This is a genomic window from Mycobacterium colombiense, assembly GCF_003284935.1.
GTDB classification, from domain to species: Bacteria; Actinomycetota; Actinomycetes; order Mycobacteriales; family Mycobacteriaceae; genus Mycobacterium; species Mycobacterium arosiense_A.
In genome coordinates this window covers 24,172-44,635 of the sequence record NZ_QMEV01000036.1, presented here as the reverse complement: position 1 = coordinate 44,635, position 20,464 = coordinate 24,172, and the positions used below count along the sequence as shown (strand labels likewise).

Genomic DNA, 20,464 nt, shown 5'->3' with positions numbered 1-20,464 from the left:
TGAAGGAGTGAACAAATTTGGGCCTGTTTGGTTATCTGGCGGTGCTAGCCGGCGTGGCCGAGTTGGTGTTCGCCGCCTGCGTCTTCACTTTCGTGAAGCGACTCCTCGAGCGACCACCTGTGCCGGTTGGTGAAGAAGTCGGTGGTATCAGAAAAGTTATGAGGAAATTACGTAAAGGCGAACCGATGTCAGAACAAGAATTAGAATTTGCGACACAAATCATCGCCGATCGCAGCTCCCTTATCGCTTACTCGATCCCGGCCGCTGTTTTCACCATCGGATGTTTTATTGTGTTCAGTACTATTGAACTGCACAGCATCAAATCCCTTCGGATATATATCGGGCTTTTCCCCATGCTGGGAGCCACGAACTTAACCATCCAGCTACTCAGAATCGCCGCCTTGAAACGTCGTCTACCCGATGCCACGGGGGAACTCTCCGCGCATCGTTGACCAAGCGAAAGCTGTTGTAGCCGAACGTAACTCGATGGAAATTCCCGTCGCGCGCCGACCTGGCACGACCGGACTTGGTTAAGGCACCGGGATTTGTGGTAACTGCCGCGGGCTGGGGCTCGGGGGCCCGTTTTTGTCGGTGGTGGCTGCGATGACGGGGCCATGTCTTCGACCGCATCTGTTGGCGCTGTGATGGTGGGTCCTGGTGAGCGTCTTGAGGTGTTGTTCGAGGAGTTGGCGGAGTTGGCCGGGCGGCGTAATGCGATTGATGGGCGCATCGTGGAGATCGTGGCCGAGATCGATCGCGACGCGCTCTGTGGGGTGACCGGCGCGCGGTCGGTGCCGGCGTTGGTGGCTTGGGAAGACGGCCTGCTCGCCGGCGAACGCGCACACGCTCACCGCCATCGCCGGCCGGCTGGCGAGTTCCCGCGTTTCGGCACCGGGAAGATGGTGGGCCCACGAGTTGGTCAACCTGGTGCTGTTGTGCCCTTATCATCACCGGCTGCGCCATCGTGGCGCCATCACCATCACCGGACCCGCAGGCGCACTTGTGGTCAGCGACGACGCCGGCCGAGGGCCGAGCCTGGCGCGCCCCCGACTAAACCCTCGCCCGCGGTGGGGCCGTAACGCGCCGACTGGCGGTGGTACATACCCTTCCAACCCCCAACCGCCACCGACAACCAACTAACTTGATGCGGCACCCGTCATGCCGGTCATGCATCGAAGCCCAAACATACTGGGGCATAAAGGAAATTCGCTCTCGCTACAGGCTCAAGTCAACCCGTCGCGCTAGCGCAGCATGGTGGCGACGATCCCGGCGAGGTAGCCCAACCGGGCCACCTCCGAGGGCCGGAATTCCGGGCCGGGGCGGCCGAGCACCACCGCGGTGTGCGGGTCACCCAACGGGGCCGCGACCATCGTGACGTCCATATCGCGCCATGCCTTCGGCACCCATTCGGCGCTGCTGTCCAGCGTCACCGCCCGCTCGATCGGCAGCCAGGGCGCCGAGTCCGCCTTGGTCTCCGGGGCGCCCGGACTGCCGGCCAGGCGCTCGAGCTCGCCGCCCGAACTGCGCAGCACCGTGCACCAACTGACGCGCAGCACCTTGGGCGCCTCGTTGGCCAGAACCCGCAGTCGCGCCGCGTTGCCGTCGGCCGCCGCGACGTGGTCGAGCAACTCCAGCTCGCGGTGCGCCTCCAGCAGGCCGGTGTGCGGGCGCACGCTATCCACGCGGACACCGGACAGGGACTCGGCCGCGGTGATCAGCCTGTCCGGCATGGCCCCCGGCGGCAGTTCGATCACCAGGTCGTCGGTCGCGTAGCCCGCGCTGCGATCCACGACGTCGAGCGACAGAATGTCGGCTCCCACCGAACCGAGCGCGACCGCCAGCGACCCCAGGCTGCCTGGCCGGTCGACGAGCTCGATGCGCAACAGATAGGAGGGCACGGCCAACACTGTGACATAAGGATGTGTCGCTGGCATTTCGGCTCGATCCGGCCGCGCGATCGGCAACGGCGTGCAGCGGGCCCCGCGCCCGCGGCTAGGCTTTCGGATCGTGTCCCAGATCTCCCGCGACGAGGTAGCGCACCTGGCCCGGCTGTCCCGGCTGGCGCTGACCGACAGCGAACTCGACAGCTTCGCCGGCCAGCTCGGCGCGATCCTTACCCATGTCAGCCAGGTCCAGGCGGTGGACGTCACCGGCGTCGAGGCCACCGACAACCCGCTCAAGGACGTCAACGTCACCCGCCCGGACGAGCCGGCCCCCTGCCTCACCCAGGCCGAGGCGCTGGCCGAGGCGCCCGAAGCCGTCGACGGCCGCTTCGGCGTCCCGCAGATCCTGGGGGACAGCGAGTGAACGACATCGTCCGCTCCGACGCCGCCACGCTGGCCGCCCGCATCGCCGCCAAAGAGGTGTCTTCGGTCGAGGTCACCCAGGCATGCCTGGACCAGATCGCCGCGACCGACGAGCGCTACCACGCCTTCCTGCACGTGGCGGCCGACGAGGCGCTGGGCGCGGCGGCGGCGGTCGACGAGGCGGTGGCCGCCGGGGAGCGGTTGCCGTCCCCGCTGGCCGGTGTCCCGCTGGCGCTCAAGGACGTCTTCACCACCGTCGACATGCCGACCACCTGCGGGTCCAAAATCCTCGAGGGCTGGCGTTCGCCCTACGACGCCACCGTCACCTCGCGGCTGCGCGCCGCCGGGATCCCGATCTTGGGCAAGACCAACATGGACGAGTTCGCGATGGGCAGCTCGACGGAGAACTCCGCCTTCGGGCCCACCCGCAACCCCTGGGATGTCGACCGGGTGCCGGGCGGCTCCGGCGGCGGCAGCGCGGCGGCGTTGGCCGCGTTCCAGGCGCCGCTGGCGATCGGATCCGACACCGGCGGGTCCATCCGGCAGCCCGCCGCGCTCACCGCGACGGTGGGCGTCAAGCCGACCTACGGCACGGTGTCGCGCTACGGCCTGGTGGCGTGCGCGTCGTCGCTGGATCAGGGCGGGCCGTGTGCGCGAACGGTGCTCGACACCGCGCTGCTGCATCAGGTGATCGCCGGGCACGACCCCCGCGACTCCACGTCGGTGGACGCGGCGGTGCCCGACGTCGTGGGCGCTGCGCGGGCCGGCGCGGCCGGCGACCTCAAGGGCGTGCGCGTCGGGGTGGTCAAGCAGCTGCGCGGCGAGGGCTATCAGCCCGGCGTGCTGAGCGCTTTCGGGGCCGCCGTCGAGCAGCTGACCGCCCTGGGCGCCGACGTGAGCGAGGTCGACTGCCCGCACTTCGAGTACGCGCTGGCGGCCTACTACCTGATCCTGCCGTCGGAGGTGTCGAGCAACCTGGCCCGCTTCGACGCGATGCGTTACGGGTTGCGCGTCGGCGACGACGGCAGCCACAGCGCCGAGGAGGTGATGGCGTTGACGCGGGCCGCCGGCTTCGGGCCGGAGGTCAAGCGCCGCATCATGATCGGCACGTACGCGCTGTCGGCCGGTTATTACGACGCGTACTACAACCAGGCCCAGAAGGTGCGCACCCTGATCGCCCGCGACCTGGACGAGGCCTACCGCTCGGTGGACGTTGTGGTGTCGCCCGCGACCCCGACCACGGCGTTCCGGCTGGGCGAGAAGGTCGACGATCCGCTGGCGATGTATCTGTTCGACCTGTGCACGCTGCCGCTGAATCTGGCCGGACACTGCGGCATGTCGGTGCCGGCCGGTCTGTCGCCGGATGACGAGCTGCCCGTCGGCCTGCAGATCATGGCGCCCGCGCTGGCTGACGATCGGCTCTACCGGGTCGGCGCCGCCTACGAGGCGGCCCGGGGGCCGCTGCCCGCGGCGCCCACCGTCTAGCGGGCTGTCGCGGGCTAATCGCGCCATAACCCCGCCGGCCCAGGCAAGATGAGATCATGCGGATCGGAGTGCTCACCGGAGGCGGCGACTGCCCCGGGCTCAACGCGGTCATCCGGGCAGTGGTGCGAACCTGCGACTCCCGGTACGGCTCGTCGGTGGTCGGATTCCAGGACGGCTGGCGCGGATTGCTGGAGAACCGGCGCATTCAGCTGCAGAACGACGACCGCAACGACCGTCTGTTGGCCAAGGGTGGAACCATGCTGGGCACCGCCCGGGTGCACCCCGACAAATTGCGGGCCGGGCTCAACCAGATCAAGCAGACCCTCGACGACAACGGGATCGACGTCCTGATTCCCATCGGCGGGGAGGGCACGCTCACGGCCGCGCACTGGCTCTCGGAGGAGAACGTGCCGGTGGTCGGTGTCCCCAAGACCATCGACAACGACATCGATTGCACCGACGTGACTTTCGGCCACGACACCGCGTTGACCGTCGCCACCGACGCGATCGACCGGCTGCACAGCACCGCCGAATCGCACCAGCGGGTGATGCTGGTCGAGGTGATGGGCCGCCACGCCGGCTGGATCGCGCTGAACGCCGGCCTGGCTTCGGGCGCGCACATGACCCTGATTCCCGAGCAGCCCTTCGACGTCGAAGAGGTCTGCCGGCTCGTGAAAAGGCGCTTCCAGCGCGGAGATTCGCACTTCATCTGCGTGGTCGCCGAGGGCGCCAAGCCCATCCCCGGTTCGATCGCGTTGCGGGAGGGCGGGATTGACGAATTCGGCCACGAGAAGTTCACCGGCGTGGCCGCCCAGCTCGGTGCCGAGGTGGAGAAGCGGATCAACAAGGACGTCCGGGTGACCGTGCTGGGTCACGTCCAGCGCGGCGGCACCCCGACGGCCTACGACCGGGTGCTGGCCACGCGGTTCGGGGTGAATGCGGCCGACGCCGCGCACGCGGGGGAATACGGGCAGATGGTGTCGTTGCGCGGGCAGGATATCGGCCGGGTTCCGCTGGCCGACGCGGTGCGCCAGCTCAAGCTGGTCCCCGATAGCCGCTACGACGACGCCGCGGCCTTCTTCGGTTAGACGCCCCCGCTGGGCGAACATCCGGTGGATCTCAGTGAGCCGTGGCCTGAATTTGCCCGCCAATGATCCGAGTGGTTCGCGATCGCCGCATTTTGTGGTTTCCGGACCGGTCCTCAGGGGTTATACCGGGGGTATGAGCCACCGCGGTGCGATTCGCGGAGTCGTTCAGCAATCCGCAGCAGCGGGGGGACCACCGGTTCCGCCGAACCATAGGCCGGGCCCGCCGCCCAGGCGCCGCGCCGGCGTCGACTCCGCGGCGGCCACCGTGCCGCAGTCCCGCGGACCGCATCGCCAGCCGACCGGACCGCCGCCACCCCCGCCCTTGCCCCTGCGGCCACCGCCCCGGCCGGCGCCGGCGCGTCCCGAACCGATGCTGGGGGCGACGGCGCTGGACCGCTTCGACACGCACGACACCGCCGCCAACAGGTTCGATTGGCGACAGTTGCTGCATCGCGTGACGGGCATCGAACTTGGCCCGGGCAAGGACACGGCGTACGAGAACGAGCTGCGGCAGCGCATCCGCGCCACCGTCGGCGGCGCCTTTCCGATCGCCGTGCTCAACCTCAAGGGCGGGGTCGGTAAGACCACCGTGGTGGAGGCGCTCGGGTCGACGTTCGCGGCGGTGCGCGACGACCGGGTGCTCGCCCTCGATATCGACGCCGGGGACCTGGCGGAGCGCCACGGTCAGCACAGCCCGCACAGCATCGCCGACCTGCTGCGCGGCAACCCCGCGCCGCAGTACGAGGACATCCGCGCGCTGACGTACATGAACGGCTTCGGGCTGGAAGTGCTGGGGCTGCCGGACAGCGACTGGCGCCTGGAGCGCCACGACATGCTGCGGGCCTTCTCGATGCTGCGAAACCAGTATTCGGTGGTGCTGGTCGACTGCGTCAAAACGCTCAATTCCGCTGTGATGGACGCGGTTCTGCCGGAATCGCGCGCCCTGGTCGTGGTCACCAGCCCCGCCATCGATGCGGTACGTAAAACCCGGGCGACGCTGGAGTGGTTGTGCCACAACGGTTATCAGTCCTTGATGCAGTGGACGGTGCTGGCCATCAACCACGTCGAGCCGGCCAAGGTCGACGGCGTGGCCGTCACCGAACTCGACCGGTTGTCCGCCCGCGTCGGCGCCACGGTGGTGCTGCCGTTCGATCGCCACGTGCACGATGGACGAAAGATCGCGCTGGACCGGTTGAGCAAGGAGAGCCGGCGCAGTTATCTGCAGATGGCGGCCGTGCTGGCCGAGATGTTCCCGGGCAGGGGAGGGGAGCCCCTTCGCGTCCACCACTAGACCGTCGGGTGGTGACCCGCTTCGCCCGGCTCCGCCGCGCTCGCGATCACCACTAGACCGTCGGGGTGGTGACCCGCTTCGCCCGGCTCCGCCACCACTAGACCGTCGGGGTGGTGACCCGCTTCGCCCGGCTCCGCCGCGCTCGCGATCACCACTAGACCGTCGGGGTGGTGACCCGCTTCGCCCGGCTCCGCCGCGCTCGCGATCACCACTAGGATCGAGCGCATGAGTGTTGCCGCCAGCGCCGATCTGATGGACTTCGACGACGTCATCGCGCGTTTCGATCCGGTACTCGGCCTCGAGGTACACGTGGAATTGTCCACCGTCACCAAGATGTTCTGCGGTTGCACCACCGCTTTCGGCGCCGAACCCAACACCCAGGTGTGTCCGGTGTGCCTGGGCCTGCCCGGCTCGCTGCCCGTGCTCAACCAGAGCGCGGTCGAGTCGGCCATTCGCATCGGGCTGGCGCTGAACTGCGAGATCGTGCCGTGGTGCCGCTTCGCCCGGAAGAACTACTTCTACCCCGACCAGCCGAAGAACTACCAGATTTCGCAGTACGACGAGCCGATCGCCATCAACGGCTATCTGGAGGCGCCGCTGGACGACGGCACCACCTGGCGGGTCGAGATCGAGCGCGCGCACATGGAGGAAGACACCGGCAAGCTCACCCACATCGGCAGCGAGACGGGCCGCATCCACGGCGCGACCACGTCGCTGATCGACTACAACCGCGCCGGTGTGCCGCTGATCGAAATCGTCACCAAGCCCATCGAGGGCGCCGGGGCCCGGGCGCCGCAGATCGCCCGCGCCTACGTCACGGCGTTGCGAGACCTGTTGCGCGCCTTGGGGGTATCCGACGTCCGCATGGACCAGGGCTCTATGCGTTGTGATTCCAATGTGTCGCTCAAACCCACCGGTGCGACCGAGTTCGGCACCCGGACCGAGACCAAGAACGTCAACTCGCTCAAAAGCGTCGAGGTGGCGGTGCGCTACGAAATGCAGCGCCAGGGCGCGGTTCTGGCCTCGGGGGGTCGGATCATCCAGGAAACCAGGCACTTTCACGAGGCTGGCGGTTACACGAGCCCGGGCCGCACCAAGGAAACGGCCGAGGACTACCGGTATTTCCCCGAGCCGGACCTGGAGCCCGTCGCGCCCAGCCGCGAACTGGTCGAGCAGCTGCGCGCGACCATCCCCGAGCTGCCGTGGTTGAGCCGCAAGCGTATTCAGGACGAATGGGGAATCTCCGACGAGGTGATGCGCGACCTGGTCAACGCGGGGGCGATCGATTTGGTCACCGCGACCATCGCACATGGCGCGTCCAGCGAGCAGGCCCGCGCCTGGTGGGGAAACTTCCTGATGCAGAAGGCCAACGAGGCCAACGTGGCGCTGGACGAGCTGGCCATCACCCCCGCCCAGGTCGCCGCCGTGGTGGCCCTGGTCGACGAGGGCAAGCTGTCGACCAAGCTGGCCCGTCAGGTCGTCGAGGGCGTGCTGGCCGGGGAGGGCGAGCCCGAAGAGGTGATGACCGCCCGCGGTCTGGCGCTGGTGCGCGACGACTCGGTGACCCAGGCGGCCGTCGACGAGGCGCTGGCCGCCAATCCCGATGTGGCAGAAAAGATTCGCGGCGGCAAGGTGGCCGCGGCCGGCGCGATCGTCGGCGCGGTGATGAAGGCAACCCGCGGCCAGGCCGACGCCGCCCGGGTGCGCGAACTGGTGTTGGCCGCCTGCGGCCAGGGCTAGCCGCCGGCCGCTGCCGACGGTGCATTCCACGACGCGACACGCCGGTACGGCGTCGTGAGTTCACACTCGGCGCAGTGGCGCCGATCTAGCTCTTGTCGTCGCTGTTGCGCGGGAACCCGCCGCCCTGCGGGAAGAGCGGGAACACCACGTCGTCCAGCTTCTCGGCATCCCCGGCCGTCTTGTTGACCGTTGCGCCCCAGACGTTTCCATCCGGTGACATGCGCAGCGCCCAGGCGTGCGCGTGGGTGTCCTTGCGGACGACGTCGGGTTCACCGGTGACCGCGCCGGTGGCCGGCGCCAGCCGGACCGCGACCGTCAGCTTGGTGTTGATCAGGTTGACCAGCACGGTCCCGTCCATCGCCGCGCAGCCGGCCACGCCGGGCTTGTCCGGCCAGGTCCACACCGTCGAGACGTCGGACGTTTTGGTGATGCGCTGCAACCGATCCGCCGTCGGGGTGCGGTCGGCGACGTAGAGCGAGCCGTCGACGGGGTCGGTGCACAGGCCGCCGCCGGCGCCCACGCCGGACAGCGCCGTCGTCGGCGGCGCCTGGCCCACGGTGGTGGGCTGCTCGATCCGCAGCACCTTGCCGGCCAGCGACTTGGGATCGGCGGCCAGCGCCGGATTGCCCGCGTCGCCGGTCATCACGACCAGCGTGGTGGGGCTGGTGAAGATCAATGCCCCGGTGTTTCCGGTGGCGCCCTTGGGAATCCCGGTCAGGATGTCCTTGGGGATGTCACCGTCGGCCACCCGGATCACCCGATTGTCGGTGGGCGTGCTGATGTAGGCGTACATCAGGCGGTCCTGGGTGTAGGTCGGCGACATGACGATGTCCATCAGGCCGCCGTCGCCGGACGGGTCGACCGGGATCACCGTCTTCACCTTCGGCTCGGCGTTGACCGCGATCTCCTTGACCGCCCCGGTGGTGCGCTCGGCGACCAGCGCGGTTTTGCTGTCCGGACCCATGATCAGGCCGCTGGTGCTCTCCAGGCAGCCCTGCATCACGCCGGGGGCGGGGCAGGCCTTGGGGAACGGCGTGGGCGGCAGCGGCGGCGGCGGGGGAGGCGTCGAGCTGGGTTGCGGCTTGAGTTCGGGCGCGGTGGTGAACGGTTGCGATTGTGCGTCATTGAAGCGCGCGCACCCGCTCGTCACCAGCACGAGGGCGCACAGCGCGGCGAACCCGCGCCGAACCGACCGTCCCGCTCGCCCTAGTCGCATGACCGTCAGGCTACGGACAGTGCCCGCGACGCCGCCACACACGTCCCTGGTGCCGGCCGCCGAAGACCCGATTGGGTCCGGCCAAGGGGCCGGCCTGCCCCACCCGAGATCCCCGTCGCGGGCCGCCGAAACGGGCTCGGACGGCGATTTCGGGCCGATCCGGCCCCCTTTGGCGGGCAAACCACCGATTGCCAGGCGAAAGCGCCGCTCAAATCCCCAATTCAGGCCGGAATGCCCTTACCCTGACACCCGTGACCAGTCAACCGAATGACGCACATTGGCAGCGCCCCGGCGAATCCCCGGAGCCGACCCCGGGACGCCCCGCCTCGGCGCGGCTGGTCGATCCCGAAGATGATCTGACGCCCGTCGGCTACCCCGGCGACTTCAACCCGTCCACCGGCACCACCACGGTCATCCCGTACGGCGGCGCCGCCGCGGTCGCCGGCTCCGCTGCCGGGGGTTACAACCTGCTCGAACAGCAGGAACCCCTGCCCTACGTCCAGCCGCACTCGGCGGCCCGGCACGCGGCCCCCGAGACCACCGACCTCGACGACGACGAACACCACGACCGATTGCAGGACGTCGGCCGGCGCGGGACGCAGCATCTCGGTTTGCTGCTGCTGCGCGTCGGGCTGGGCGTGGTGCTCGGCGCGCACGGGCTGCAGAAGCTGTTCGGCTGGTGGGGTGGCTCGGGCGTGGCGGGCTTCAAGAACTCACTGTCCGATGTCGGCTACCAGCACGCCGACATCCTGGCCTACGTGAGCGCCGGCGGTGAGGCCGTGGCGGGCGTGCTGCTGATACTGGGCTTGTTCACGCCGGTAGCCGCGGCGGGCGCGCTGGCGTTCCTGATCAACGGCCTGCTGGCCAGCGTCTCGGTGCGCCCGCACACCCGCAACTTCTCGTACTTCCTGCCCGAGGGCCACGAATACCAGATCACCCTGATCGTGCTCGCCGCCGCGGTCATCCTGTGCGGACCCGGCCGCTACGGACTGGACGCGCGCCGCGGCTGGGCCCACCGGCCCTTCATCGGCTCCTTCGTCGCGCTGCTGGCCGGCATCGCCGCGGGCGTCGGGGTGTGGGTGGCGCTCAACGGCGTGAATCCGATCGGCTGACCAGCCACTTCACTGGTAGGGGTTGGGGACCCGTCCCGCGCTGGCCTCCGTCAGCTGCGGCAGCGTAGAGAACGTGACCGCGGGCAACCGCAGTTCCTCACCGTTCTTGAGGCGCGCGCGACCCCACGAACCGCGATGGAAACGCAACCCGTCGATGTCGTCCCAGCGCACCCGTCGGCTGCCCAACAGCGTCCGAACGGTCACGCCCCGGTCGTCGGCGACGGTGCGTAGCCGGATGATCAACGCCGACAGCAGCATCGGCAGGATCAGCAGCGGCAGGGACGGCGGCCAGAGCATCACCGGGATCAGCAACCCGAGGGTCAAGAACCCGACGGCCAGGTGCGCTATCGGCGACACCTTGATCACGACGGGCGCCTGGGACGGGGTTTGGGGAGACGAACCGCTAGCCACCCCACCATCCTTTCACCCCACGCCCGCGGCCGGTTCCGCGTGCGTTCACCCGGGCCCGCGGCGGCCGCCCGCCCGGTGACCGGTCACGGATTTGACTGCTGAGCTGTGCGAAGGCTACCGTCGGACGCTATGGATACCGCCGGAAAGCCCGGAATGCTCGTAGTAATTGGTCGGCGCGTTGGCGGCTGACTTGCGTTTGAGCATTTGAAGCAATCCAGCACCAACGCGCAACCCTCGTGCAGCAGATGAGCTGTCGGGGGTTTTTTGTTGCCCCAGCGAGATTCCCGGACATGAATAAGGACTGAACGACAGTGAGCGCTCCCATCAGGCAGCACGCCCCCGCGACACCGGACGCTGCCGACATCGCCACGGACGCGGCCAAGCCCGCCGCGAAGTCCGCGGCCGGTAAGCCGAAACGCATTGGGCCCGAACAAGTTACCGGCGCCCAATCGGTGATCCGTTCGCTGGAGGAACTCGGCGTAGAGGTTATCTTCGGCATTCCCGGCGGCGCGGTCCTGCCGGTCTATGACCCGCTGTTCGACTCGAAGAAGCTGCGCCACGTGCTGGTCCGCCACGAGCAGGGCGCCGGCCACGCCGCCAGCGGCTACGCCCACGCCACCGGCAAGGTCGGTGTCTGCATGGCGACCTCCGGGCCGGGCGCCACCAACCTGGTGACCCCGCTGGCCGACGCCCAGATGGACTCGATTCCCGTCGTGGCCGTCACCGGCCAGGTCGGACGCTCGCTGATCGGCACCGACGCCTTCCAGGAGGCCGACATCTCGGGCATCACGATGCCGATCACCAAGCACAACTTCCTGGTCCGCTCGGGCAACGAGATCCCGCAGGTGATGGCCGAGGCGTTCCACATCGCATCCTCGGGTCGCCCCGGCGCGGTGCTGGTCGACATCCCCAAGGACGTGCTGCAGGGCCAGTGCACGTTCAGCTGGCCGCCGCGTCTGGACCTGCCCGGATACAAGCCGAACACCAAACCGCACAGCCGGCAGATCCGCGAGGCCGCCAAGCTGATCGCGGCCGCCCGCAAGCCCGTGCTCTACGTGGGCGGCGGCGTCATCCGCGGGGAAGCGACCGAGCAGCTACGCGAGCTGGCCGAGCTGACCGGCATCCCCGTGGTGACCACGCTGATGGCGCGCGGCGCCTTCCCGGACAGCCACCCGCAGCACATGGGCATGCCCGGCATGCACGGCACCGTCGCCGCGGTGGCGGCCCTGCAGCGCAGCGACCTGCTGATCGCGCTGGGAACCCGCTTCGATGACCGGGTGACCGGGAAGCTGGACACCTTCGCCCCGGAGGCCAAGGTCATTCACGCCGACATCGACCCCGCCGAGATCGGCAAGAACCGCCACGCCGACGTGCCGATCGTCGGCGACGTCAAGGCCGTCATCATCGAGCTGCTCGAGTTGCTGCGCCAGGACGGGATCCCCGGCAAGCTCGACATGACCGAGTGGTGGGCCTACCTCAACGAGGTTCAGTCCACCTATCCGCTGAGTTACGGGCCGCAGAGCGACGGCAGCCTCGGCCCGGAATACGTCATCGAAAAGCTTGGCCAGATCGCCGGTCCGGACGCCCTGTACGTCGCCGGCGTGGGCCAGCACCAGATGTGGGCGGCCCAATTCATCTCGTATGAGAAGCCGCGCACCTGGCTGAACTCGGGCGGGCTGGGCACCATGGGCTTCGCCATCCCGGCGGCGATGGGCGCCAAGATGGCACGCCCGGAGGCCGAGGTGTGGGCGATCGACGGCGACGGCTGCTTCCAGATGACCAACCAGGAGCTGGCCACCTGCGCGATCGAGGGCGTCCCGATTAAGGTGGCGCTGATCAACAACGGCAACCTGGGCATGGTGCGCCAGTGGCAGACGCTGTTCTACGAGGAGCGCTACTCGCAGACCGATCTGGCCACGCACTCGCATCGCATCCCGGACTTCGTGAAGCTGGCCGAGGCGCTGGGCTGCGTCGGATTGCGGTGCGAGCGTGAGGAAGACGTCGAGGACGTGATCAACGCGGCGCGTGCGATCAACGACCGCCCGGTGGTGATCGACTTCATCGTCGGCGCCGACGCGCAGGTGTGGCCGATGGTGGCCGCCGGCACCAGCAACGACGAGATTCAGGCGGCCCGCGGCATCCGCCCGCTGTTCGACGACGAGAGCGAAGGGCACGCCTGATGCACACACACACCCTGTCGGTGTTGGTCGAGGACAAGCCCGGCGTGCTCGCCCGGGTGGCGGCGCTGTTCAGCCGGCGCGGCTTCAACATCGAATCGCTGGCCGTCGGCGCCACCGAGCAGAAGGACATGTCGCGCATGACGATCGTGGTCTCCGCCGAGGAGACCCCGCTCGAACAGATCACCAAGCAGCTCAACAAGCTGATCAACGTCATCAAGATCGTCGAGCTCGACGACGACAACTCGGTGTCGCGGGAACTTTCGCTGATCAAGGTGCGCGCCGACGCGGGCATCCGCAGTCAGGTGATCGAAGCGGTGAACCTGTTCCGCGCCAAGGTGATCGACGTGTCGCCGGAGGCGCTGACGATCGAGGCCACGGGTGACCGCGGCAAGATCGAGGCGCTGCTGCGGGTCCTGGAACCCTTCGGGATCCGCGAAATCGTCCAGTCCGGGGTGGTGTCGTTGTCCCGCGGTCCACGCGGAATCGGCACGGCCAAATAAGTTTTCAGTGCAAACGAGAAGGAGATAGTGAAGTGGCTAACCCGTCTGGGGAGACATTGCCGATGTTCTACGACGACGATGCGGACCTGACGATCATCCAGGGTCGCAAGGTCGGGGTCATCGGATACGGCAGCCAGGGGCACGCGCACTCGCTGAGCCTGCGCGACTCCGGCGTGCAGGTGAAGGTGGGCCTCAAGGAGGGGTCGAAGTCGCGGGCCAAGGTGCAAGAGCAGGGCCTGGACGTCGACACCCCCGCCGAGGTCGCCAAGTGGGCCGACGTCATCATGCTGCTGGCGCCCGACACCGCGCAGGCCGACATCTTCAAGAACGACATCGAACCCAACCTCTCCGATGGCGACGCGTTGTTCTTCGGCCACGGGCTCAACATCCACTTCGACCTGATCAAGCCGCCGGCCAACGTCACCGTCGCCATGGTGGCACCCAAGGGCCCGGGGCACCTGGTGCGTCGCCAGTTCGTCGACGGCAAGGGTGTGCCCGCGCTGATCGCCGTCGACCAGGACCCGAACGGCGAGGGCGAGGCGCTGGCCCTGTCCTACGCCAAGGCCATCGGCGGCACCCGCGCCGGTGTCATCAAGACCACCTTCAAGGACGAGACCGAGACCGACCTGTTCGGTGAGCAGGCCGTGTTGTGCGGTGGCACAGAGGAATTGGTGAAGACCGGTTTCGACGTGATGGTCGAGGCGGGCTACCCGCCGGAGATGGCCTACTTCGAGGTGCTGCACGAGCTCAAGCTGATCGTCGACCTGATGTACGAGGGCGGCATCGCCCGGATGAACTACTCGGTGTCCGACACCGCGGAATTCGGCGGCTACCTGTCCGGCCCGCGGGTCATCGACGCCGGCACCAAGGAGCGGATGCGAGAGATCCTGCGCGACATCCAAAGTGGTGAGTTCACCAAGAAGCTGGTGGCCAACGTCGAGGGCGGCAACAAGCAACTCGAGCAGCTTCGCAAGGAGAACGCCGAGCACCCCATCGAGGTCACCGGCAAGAAGCTGCGCGACCTGATGAGCTGGGTCGACCGGCCGATCACCGAAACGGCCTAACTCCCTGATGCGTCGAGACTGAAACTACGCACACCCGCCGCGGCGTGTCGTGTGCGTAGTTTCAGTGTCGCGGCGCAGAACCCAGCCGGTCGGCCGTCTCGACCACGCGGCGGGCCAGATGCTCGAGGGCCTTCTCGGTGGGTTCGTCGAATTCGCTGATGTTGTCGTGGGTGGAGACCAGGCTGACCCCATAGGGGTTGCCGTCGACGAACTTGCACGGGTCGGTGTATCCCGGCGGCACGATGATGCCGCCGAAATGCATCAGCGTGATGTACAGCGAGAGCAGGGTGGTTTCCTGACCGCCGTGCACGGTGTTGGACGACGTGAACGCCGCGTACACCTTGTCGGCGAGCTTGCCCTGCGCCCACAGCCCGCCCAGCGAGTCGAGGAACGCCCGCAATTGCGCTGCCGGGGAGCCGAAGCGGGTCGGTGAACCGAAGATCACCGCGTCGGCCCAGACAATGTCGTCGCCGGTGGCCGCCGGAAGGTCCTTGGTGGCCTCGTAGTTCGCCGTCCAGGCCGGGTTGTGGGCGAAGGTTTCGGGATCCTGTGTTTCGGCGACGTGCCGCAGGCGCACGTCGGCCCCCGCCTCCTCGGCGGCGGCGGCAACGCGCCGCGCCATCGTGGTGTTATGGCCGGTGGCCGAGTAGTAGATGACCGCGAGTTTCGTCATGGCGCCAGCTTAGGCAGCTCGACGATGCCGAATTCGCGTTTCAACAGCGTGCGCGCCGCGTAGTAGCCGGCCATGCCGTGCACACCGCCGCCCGGCGGGGTGGCCGCAGAACACAGGTAAACCTTGGGAATCGGTGTGCGCCAAGGGTTTAACCGCGGTGTGGGCCCGGCGATCGCCCGCCAGGCGGAGTTGCCGCCGATCCCGATGTCACCGCCGACGTAGTTCGCGTTGTGGTCGCACAACCGCGCGGCCGGCACCGCGCGCGCCGCCACCACCACGTCGCGGAAACCGGGAGCAAAGCGCTCGACCACCGCCGTCACCGCCTCGGTCGCGTCGACGGTGGACCCCGACGGCACGTGGGCATAGGTCCAAAACGGGCGGCGGCCGGCGGCGTCGACGCGGCCGGGGTCGGCGACGTGCGGTGACGCCGCCAGCACCATGGGCCACTGCGCGTGCCGGCCGGCGGCGATGTCGGCCTCGGCGCGGGCCATCTGGGTTCGGCTGCCGCCGAGGTGCAGCGTCGGGGCTTGCCGCAGCCGCTCGTCCTGCCACGGGATCTCGTCGCCCAGCACGAAGTCCACCTTCGCGACGCCCGGGCCAAACGTATAGCGGCGCAACGCTTTCGAGTAGCGGGCGGGCAGGGCGTCACCGTAGATGCGCAGCAGCGCGGTCGGCGCGGTGTCGAAGGCGACGACGCCACCCGGCGGTTCGGTGACCTCCGTGCCCGCCGTGAGCTCGCCACCGTGCGCGCGCAGGTCGGCGATCAGCGTGTCGGTGATGGCCTGGCTGCCGCCCACCGGGATCGGCCAGCCGACCGAATGCGCGAGGGTGGCCAGCATCATCCCGGCACCCGCCGCGGTCAGCGACGGCATCCGCGAAATGATATGGGCGGCAACGCCGGTGAACAGCGCGCGGGCGTCCTCGCCGGCCAGCGTCCCCCACGCCGGGGTGCCCTGGGCCAGCATCCGCAGCCCCAGCCGCACCGCCGAGGGCAGCGAGTTCGGGATCGACCGTTTGTCACCCAGCAGCAGGGCCACCACGTCGTCGGACCGCTCGACCAGCGGACCCAGCAGGCGTCTGAACGACGCACCGTGCTCGAGTTCGGCGCAGGTGCGGTCCAGGTCGCGGTAGGCGATGGCCGCCGGACGTCCGGGCAGCGGGTTGGCGTAGGAGATCTCCGGCACCGCCAGCCGCACGCCGCGGGCGGGCAGGTCGAATTCGGCGAAGAACGGCGACGCCAGCGCCAGCGGGTGCACCGCGGAGCAGATGTCGTGCAAGACTCCCGCACAATCTGGGTCGGGGGCGGTGCGCGCGCCCCCGCCAAACGTCGGCTGAGCTTCGACGACCTGCACTTTCAGGCCGGCCCGGGCGCAGATTACGGCAGCGGCCAGCCCGTTGGGTCCGCTGCCGACGATGGTGACGTCCACGCGTCAATTACAGCCGATAGGCTGGCCGGGTGAATCTGCCTGTTGTACTCATTGCCGACAAGCTCGCCGAATCCACCGTCGCCGCCCTGGGCGACCAGGTCGAGGTGCGCTGGGTGGACGGCCCCGACCGGGAGAAGCTGCTGGCGGCCGTGCCGGAGGCCGATGCGCTGCTGGTGCGTTCGGCCACGACGGTCGACGCCGAGGTGCTGGCGGCGGCGCCCAAGCTGAAGATCGTCGCCCGCGCCGGGGTCGGGCTGGACAACGTCGACGTCGACGCCGCCACCGAGCGCGGCGTGCTGGTGGTCAACGCGCCGACGTCGAACATCCACAGCGCCGCCGAGCACGCGCTGGCGCTGTTGCTGTCCGCGGCCCGCCAGGTGCCGGCCGCCGACGCCTCGCTGCGCGAGCACGCCTGGAAGCGGTCGTCGTTCTCGGGCACCGAGATCTTCGGCAAGACGGTCGGCGTGGTGGGGCTGGGCCGGATCGGCCAGCTGGTTGCCCAGCGGCTCAGCGCCTTCGGCACTCACCTGATCGCCTACGATCCCTACGTGTCGCCGGCGCGGGCCGCGCAGTTGGGCATCGAACTGCTGACGCTGGACGAGCTGCTGGGCCGCGCCGACTTCATCTCGGTGCACCTGCCGAAGACGCCCGAGACCGCGGGTCTGATCGACAAGGATGCGCTGGCCAAGACCAAGCCGGGCGTCATCATCGTCAACGCGGCCCGCGGTGGTCTGGTCGACGAGGCGGCGCTCGCGGACGCGGTGCGCAGCGGCCACGTGCGCGCGGCCGGTCTCGACGTCTTCTCCAAGGAACCCTGCACCGACAGCCCGCTGTTCGAGCTGCCGCAGGTGGTGGTCACCCCGCACCTGGGGGCGTCGACCGAAGAGGCGCAGGACCGGGCCGGCACCGACGTGGCGGCGAGCGTGAAGCTCGCTCTGGCCGGGGAATTCGTTCCCGACGCGGTCAACGTCGGCGGCGGGGTGGTCAACGAGGAGGTCGCGCCCTGGCTGGACCTGGTGCGCAAGCTCGGGGTGCTGGCCGCCACGCTGTCCGACGGCCCGCCGGTCTCGCTGTCGGTGCAGGTGCGCGGCGAGCTTGCCTCCGAAGATGTTGAGGTGCTTAAGCTTTCGGCCCTGCGGGGGTTGTTCTCCGCCGTCGTCGAGGGCCCGGTCACCTTCGTCAACGCGCCGGCACTGGCCGAAGAGCGCGGCATCACCGCCGAAATCGGCACCGCTTCGGAGAGCCCGAACCACCGCAGCGTGGTCGACGTGCGCGCGGTGGCGCCCGACGGCACCGCGGTCAACGTCGCGGGCACCCTGTCCGGGCCGCAGCTGGTGGAGAAGCTCGTGCAGATCAACGGCCGCAACTTCGATCTCCGTGCCCGCGGTATCAACCTGGTGATCAACTATGTCGACCAGCCCGGTGCGCTGGGCAAGATCGGCACCCTGCTCGGTTCGGCCGGGGTGAACATCCAGGCCGCGCAACTGTCCGAGGACGCCGAGGGCTCGAGCGCGACGATCCTGCTGCGGCTGGACCGCGACGTGCCGGGCGACGTGCGGGCCGAAATCGGCGCCGCCGTGGGCGCCAACAAGCTTGAGGTGGTTGATCTTTCGTGAAGCTCGCCATCATCGAAGGTGACGGCATCGGCCCAGAGGTGGTGGCCGAGGCCGTCAAGGTGCTCGACGCGGTGCTGCCCGGGGTGGACAAGACCAGCTACGACCTGGGTGCGCGGCGATACCACGCCACCGGCGAGCTACTGCCGGACTCCGTCGTCGACGAACTGCGCGCGCACGATGCCATTCTGCTCGGGGCCATCGGTGACCCCTCGGTGCCCAGCGGCGCCCTGGAGCGAGGCTTGTTGCTGCGCTTGCGTTTCGAGCTGGACCACCACATCAACCTGCGGCCGGGCCGGCTGTACCCGGGCGTGAACAGCCCGCTGGCCGGCAACCCCGAGATCGACTTCGTGGTGGTGCGCGAGGGAACCGAAGGGCCCTACACCGGCACCGGCGGCGCCATCCGCGTCGGAACGCCCAACGAGGTCGCCACCGAGGTAAGCCAGAACACGGCGTTCGGTGTGCGCCGCGTGGTGACCGACGCGTTCGAGCGGGCGCAGCGCCGCCGAAAGCACTTGACGCTGGTGCACAAAACCAACGTCCTGACCTTCGCCGGCAGGCTGTGGTCGCGCGTCGTGGCCGAGGTCGGCCGGGACTATCCCGACGTCGAGGTGGCCTACCAACACATCGACGCCGCGACCATCTTCATGGTCACCGACCCCGGCCGGTTCGACGTGATCGTCACCGACAACCTGTTCGGCGACATCATCACCGATCTGTCGGCGGCGGTGTGCGGCGGAATCGGCCTGGCGGCCAGTGGAAATATCGACGGCACCCGCACCAATCCGTCGATGTTCGAGCCCGTCCACGGCAGCGCGCCCGACATCGCCGGCCAGGGCATCGCCGATCCGACCGCCGCCATCATGTCGGTGGCGCTGCTGCTGGCCCATCTGGGCGAGGACGCCGCCGCTAAGCGGGTGGACCGGGCCGTCGAGCAGTATCTGGCAACGCGTGGGAACGAACGGCGCGCCACCACCGAAGTCGGCGAACGGATTGCCGCCGGGCTCTAGTTTCCAAGCCGGGCGGCAGCAACCGGGTCGGCACCAACGGCATTGCCGCCAAGGGGAACAACGCGCACAGCATCCATGCCGGCGGATATTTCGCGGCCGAGATCAAGGCACCGAACAGCGGGGGACCGGCGGCCGCCATCATCCGCTGGGTGGTGTTCTGGATGCCCAGGGCCCGGCCGCTCCAGTACGGGCCGGCGAATTCGGTGATGGCGGTGGCTTCCAGGCCGTTGTCGAGCACCGCGATCACCGAGATGGCGACCATCAGCACCGCCTGCCACCGGGTGTTCATGTAATCGGCCCACGCCAGCAGCAGCAGGGTCAGCACCGCGGCGGCGGCGATGTAGCGCACCGGCCGCATGCGTGAACCCAGCCGATCCGACCAGCGGCCTACGGCCACCCGGCCGAGCGCGCCGAGCAGCTGCGACAGGGTGACCAATCCGCCGGCGACCGCGACCGACCAGTGCAGGTTCTTGATCAGCCACACCAGCATGAACGTCACGGTGACCGTCTGCGGCATCATCATCAGGCCCGCCACCGCGTGAATTCGCCACAGCGTCAACGACCCTCGGTATGGGCTGGCCAGTTCCTGATGGCTCGCGCTGGCACGGGGCTTGCGCGGGGGGTCGACGATGCCGACCACGCTCACGACCGCCCCGAGCGTGCACGCCAGCGCGGTGAACCGAAGCCCGGCCTGTGGCCCGTGTTCGGCGAGCTCGGGAATTATCATCGCGCCCAAGGCGATTCCCAGGGGCTGGGCGGTCTGGCGGATGCCCATGGCCAGCCCGCGCTGATGGGGCGGGAACCACGCGGACACCAGCCGCCCGCCGGCCGTGTTGCAACTGGCCGCGGCCATCCCACCGAGAAATAGATAGACGGCGATCAGCACCATCGAATGCGCCGACGCGGCGGCGTAGGCCGCGATGGCGGTCAGCGCCGAGCCGGTGGCCATCACCGCCCGCTCGCCGACCCGGTCCAGCACATACCCCCAGAGCACCAGCGTGCACACCATGCCCCAGCTGGGCATCGAGGCCAGCAGGCCGGCTTCGTCGAGCCGGATCCCGCGCGCGCCCTGCAGCGACGGGATGAGGAACGCGACGCCGTTGATGAAGAGGAACGAACTCGCGGTCGCCAGCAGCGAAACGATCATGATCGACCAGCGCGCGGCCGTGCCGATTTCGGGCGTCGCGGCGGGCTCGGTCTGCATTCCCCATGCTTGCATACCGGCGCGAATTTTAGGGGTAGGACTGGTGCCGTTGCTCGCCATTTGGGGCCCGCCACGCCGCGCTCGCGACCGTCACTAGGCCGGATCGTCTGGCTCCTCCTCGGGCCGTCCCGGCCCGAATCGTCG

Annotated in this window: 19 protein-coding genes and 1 pseudogene; 13 read left to right on the top strand and 7 right to left on the bottom strand. The window is 68.8% G+C overall.

Annotation, left to right across the window (positions count from 1 at the left end):
• Nucleotides 1-17 precede the first annotated feature (17 nt).
• Both DQP57_RS16545 and DQP57_RS27010 read left to right on the top strand, forming a co-directional pair.
• Nucleotides 18-452: a hypothetical protein gene (locus tag DQP57_RS16545; RefSeq protein WP_112633923.1), complete on the top strand. Its 435-nt coding sequence runs from the start codon at nt 18-20 to the stop codon at nt 450-452.
• Between the two features lie 162 nt (nt 453-614).
• Nucleotides 615-908 (top strand): annotated as a pseudogene (locus DQP57_RS27010) (DUF222 domain-containing protein); the annotation flags it as partial.
• 333 nt (nt 909-1,241) lie between these two features.
• Here DQP57_RS27010 and DQP57_RS16530 read toward each other — a convergent pair.
• Nucleotides 1,242-1,898, bottom strand: coding sequence for an amino acid-binding protein (locus tag DQP57_RS16530; protein ID WP_112633933.1), 657 nt, complete (start codon nt 1,896-1,898; stop codon nt 1,242-1,244).
• A 109-nt stretch (nt 1,899-2,007) separates the two neighbouring features.
• Between DQP57_RS16530 and gatC the strand changes: the two genes are divergently transcribed.
• From gatC to DQP57_RS16510, 4 genes are all read left to right on the top strand, one after another.
• Entirely contained in the window at nt 2,008-2,307 is a 300-nt protein-coding gene (gene gatC, locus DQP57_RS16525; protein WP_112633922.1) for an Asp-tRNA(Asn)/Glu-tRNA(Gln) amidotransferase subunit GatC, read from the top strand.
• Nucleotides 2,304-3,791 carry an Asp-tRNA(Asn)/Glu-tRNA(Gln) amidotransferase subunit GatA gene (gatA, locus tag DQP57_RS16520; protein WP_112633921.1) on the top strand — a complete coding sequence of 496 codons (1,488 nt, stop codon included), beginning with the start codon at nt 2,304-2,306 and terminating at the stop codon, nt 3,789-3,791. The genes gatC and gatA overlap by 4 nt, the downstream gene beginning before the upstream one ends.
• A 56-nt stretch (nt 3,792-3,847) precedes the next feature.
• Nucleotides 3,848-4,879 carry an ATP-dependent 6-phosphofructokinase gene (locus DQP57_RS16515; RefSeq protein ID WP_112633920.1) on the top strand — a complete coding sequence of 344 codons (1,032 nt, stop codon included), beginning with the start codon at nt 3,848-3,850 and terminating at the stop codon, nt 4,877-4,879.
• 265 nt (nt 4,880-5,144) lie between these two features.
• A complete protein-coding gene (locus DQP57_RS16510) occupies nt 5,145-6,170 on the top strand; it encodes a MinD/ParA family ATP-binding protein (RefSeq protein WP_240631783.1) in 1,026 nt (341 codons plus the stop codon).
• Here DQP57_RS16510 and DQP57_RS27445 read toward each other — a convergent pair.
• Nucleotides 6,167-6,397, bottom strand: coding sequence for a 2-isopropylmalate synthase (locus DQP57_RS27445; RefSeq protein WP_276310840.1), 231 nt, complete (start codon nt 6,395-6,397; stop codon nt 6,167-6,169). The genes DQP57_RS16510 and DQP57_RS27445 overlap by 4 nt on opposite strands.
• Here DQP57_RS27445 and gatB point away from each other — a divergent pair.
• Nucleotides 6,396-7,910, top strand: a complete 1,515-nt coding sequence (gene gatB, locus DQP57_RS16500) for an Asp-tRNA(Asn)/Glu-tRNA(Gln) amidotransferase subunit GatB (protein ID WP_112633918.1) — start codon at nt 6,396-6,398, stop codon at nt 7,908-7,910. The two genes, DQP57_RS27445 and gatB, sit on opposite strands and share 2 nt — an antisense overlap.
• Nucleotides 7,911-7,995: 85 nt before the next feature.
• Here gatB and DQP57_RS16495 read toward each other — a convergent pair whose 3' ends face one another.
• A complete protein-coding gene (locus DQP57_RS16495) occupies nt 7,996-9,126 on the bottom strand; it encodes a PQQ-dependent sugar dehydrogenase (RefSeq protein WP_112633917.1) in 1,131 nt (376 codons plus the stop codon).
• 251 nt (nt 9,127-9,377) lie between these two features.
• Here DQP57_RS16495 and DQP57_RS16490 point away from each other — a divergent pair, with 251 nt between their 5' ends.
• Nucleotides 9,378-10,238: a DoxX family protein gene (locus DQP57_RS16490; RefSeq protein WP_112633916.1), complete on the top strand. Its 861-nt coding sequence runs from the start codon at nt 9,378-9,380 to the stop codon at nt 10,236-10,238.
• A gap of 9 nt (nt 10,239-10,247) precedes the next feature.
• On the opposite strand, the gene DQP57_RS16485 is transcribed toward DQP57_RS16490, so the two are convergent.
• Entirely contained in the window at nt 10,248-10,604 is a 357-nt protein-coding gene (locus DQP57_RS16485) for a PH domain-containing protein (protein ID WP_112633915.1), read from the bottom strand.
• A 356-nt stretch (nt 10,605-10,960) separates the two neighbouring features.
• Between DQP57_RS16485 and DQP57_RS16480 the strand changes: the two genes are divergently transcribed.
• From DQP57_RS16480 to ilvC, 3 genes are all read left to right on the top strand, one after another.
• Nucleotides 10,961-12,829, top strand: coding sequence for an acetolactate synthase large subunit (locus DQP57_RS16480; RefSeq protein WP_112633914.1), 1,869 nt, complete (start codon nt 10,961-10,963; stop codon nt 12,827-12,829).
• Entirely contained in the window at nt 12,829-13,329 is a 501-nt protein-coding gene (gene ilvN / locus DQP57_RS16475) for an acetolactate synthase small subunit (RefSeq protein WP_112633913.1), read from the top strand. Before DQP57_RS16480 ends, ilvN begins: the two co-directional genes overlap by 1 nt.
• A 62-nt stretch (nt 13,330-13,391) precedes the next feature.
• Nucleotides 13,392-14,393: a ketol-acid reductoisomerase gene (gene ilvC / locus DQP57_RS16470; RefSeq protein WP_112633912.1), complete on the top strand. Its 1,002-nt coding sequence runs from the start codon at nt 13,392-13,394 to the stop codon at nt 14,391-14,393.
• A 61-nt stretch (nt 14,394-14,454) separates the two neighbouring features.
• Here ilvC and wrbA read toward each other — a convergent pair whose 3' ends face one another.
• Nucleotides 14,455-15,066 (bottom strand): NAD(P)H:quinone oxidoreductase, encoded by a 612-nt coding sequence (gene wrbA / locus DQP57_RS16465; protein ID WP_112633911.1) that lies wholly within the window; start codon nt 15,064-15,066, stop codon nt 14,455-14,457.
• On the bottom strand, nt 15,063-16,493 hold the full coding sequence (locus DQP57_RS16460) for a phytoene desaturase family protein (RefSeq protein WP_112633910.1): 1,431 nt from the start codon (nt 16,491-16,493) through the stop codon (nt 15,063-15,065). The genes wrbA and DQP57_RS16460 overlap by 4 nt, the downstream gene beginning before the upstream one ends.
• A gap of 29 nt (nt 16,494-16,522) precedes the next feature.
• On the opposite strand from DQP57_RS16460, the gene serA reads away from it, so the two are divergent.
• Both serA and DQP57_RS16450 read left to right on the top strand, forming a co-directional pair.
• Nucleotides 16,523-18,109 carry a phosphoglycerate dehydrogenase gene (gene serA, locus DQP57_RS16455; protein WP_112633909.1) on the top strand — a complete coding sequence of 529 codons (1,587 nt, stop codon included), beginning with the start codon at nt 16,523-16,525 and terminating at the stop codon, nt 18,107-18,109.
• Entirely contained in the window at nt 18,106-19,116 is a 1,011-nt protein-coding gene (locus tag DQP57_RS16450; RefSeq protein ID WP_112633908.1) for a 3-isopropylmalate dehydrogenase, read from the top strand. The genes serA and DQP57_RS16450 overlap by 4 nt, the downstream gene beginning before the upstream one ends.
• Here the strand turns inward: DQP57_RS16450 and DQP57_RS16445 are convergent.
• The gene (locus tag DQP57_RS16445) at nt 19,016-20,320 is read right to left on the bottom strand and encodes an MFS transporter (RefSeq protein WP_112633907.1); all 1,305 of its coding nucleotides are present in this window, start codon (nt 20,318-20,320) and stop codon (nt 19,016-19,018) included. The genes DQP57_RS16450 and DQP57_RS16445 overlap by 101 nt on opposite strands.
• Nucleotides 20,321-20,464 lie beyond the last annotated feature (144 nt).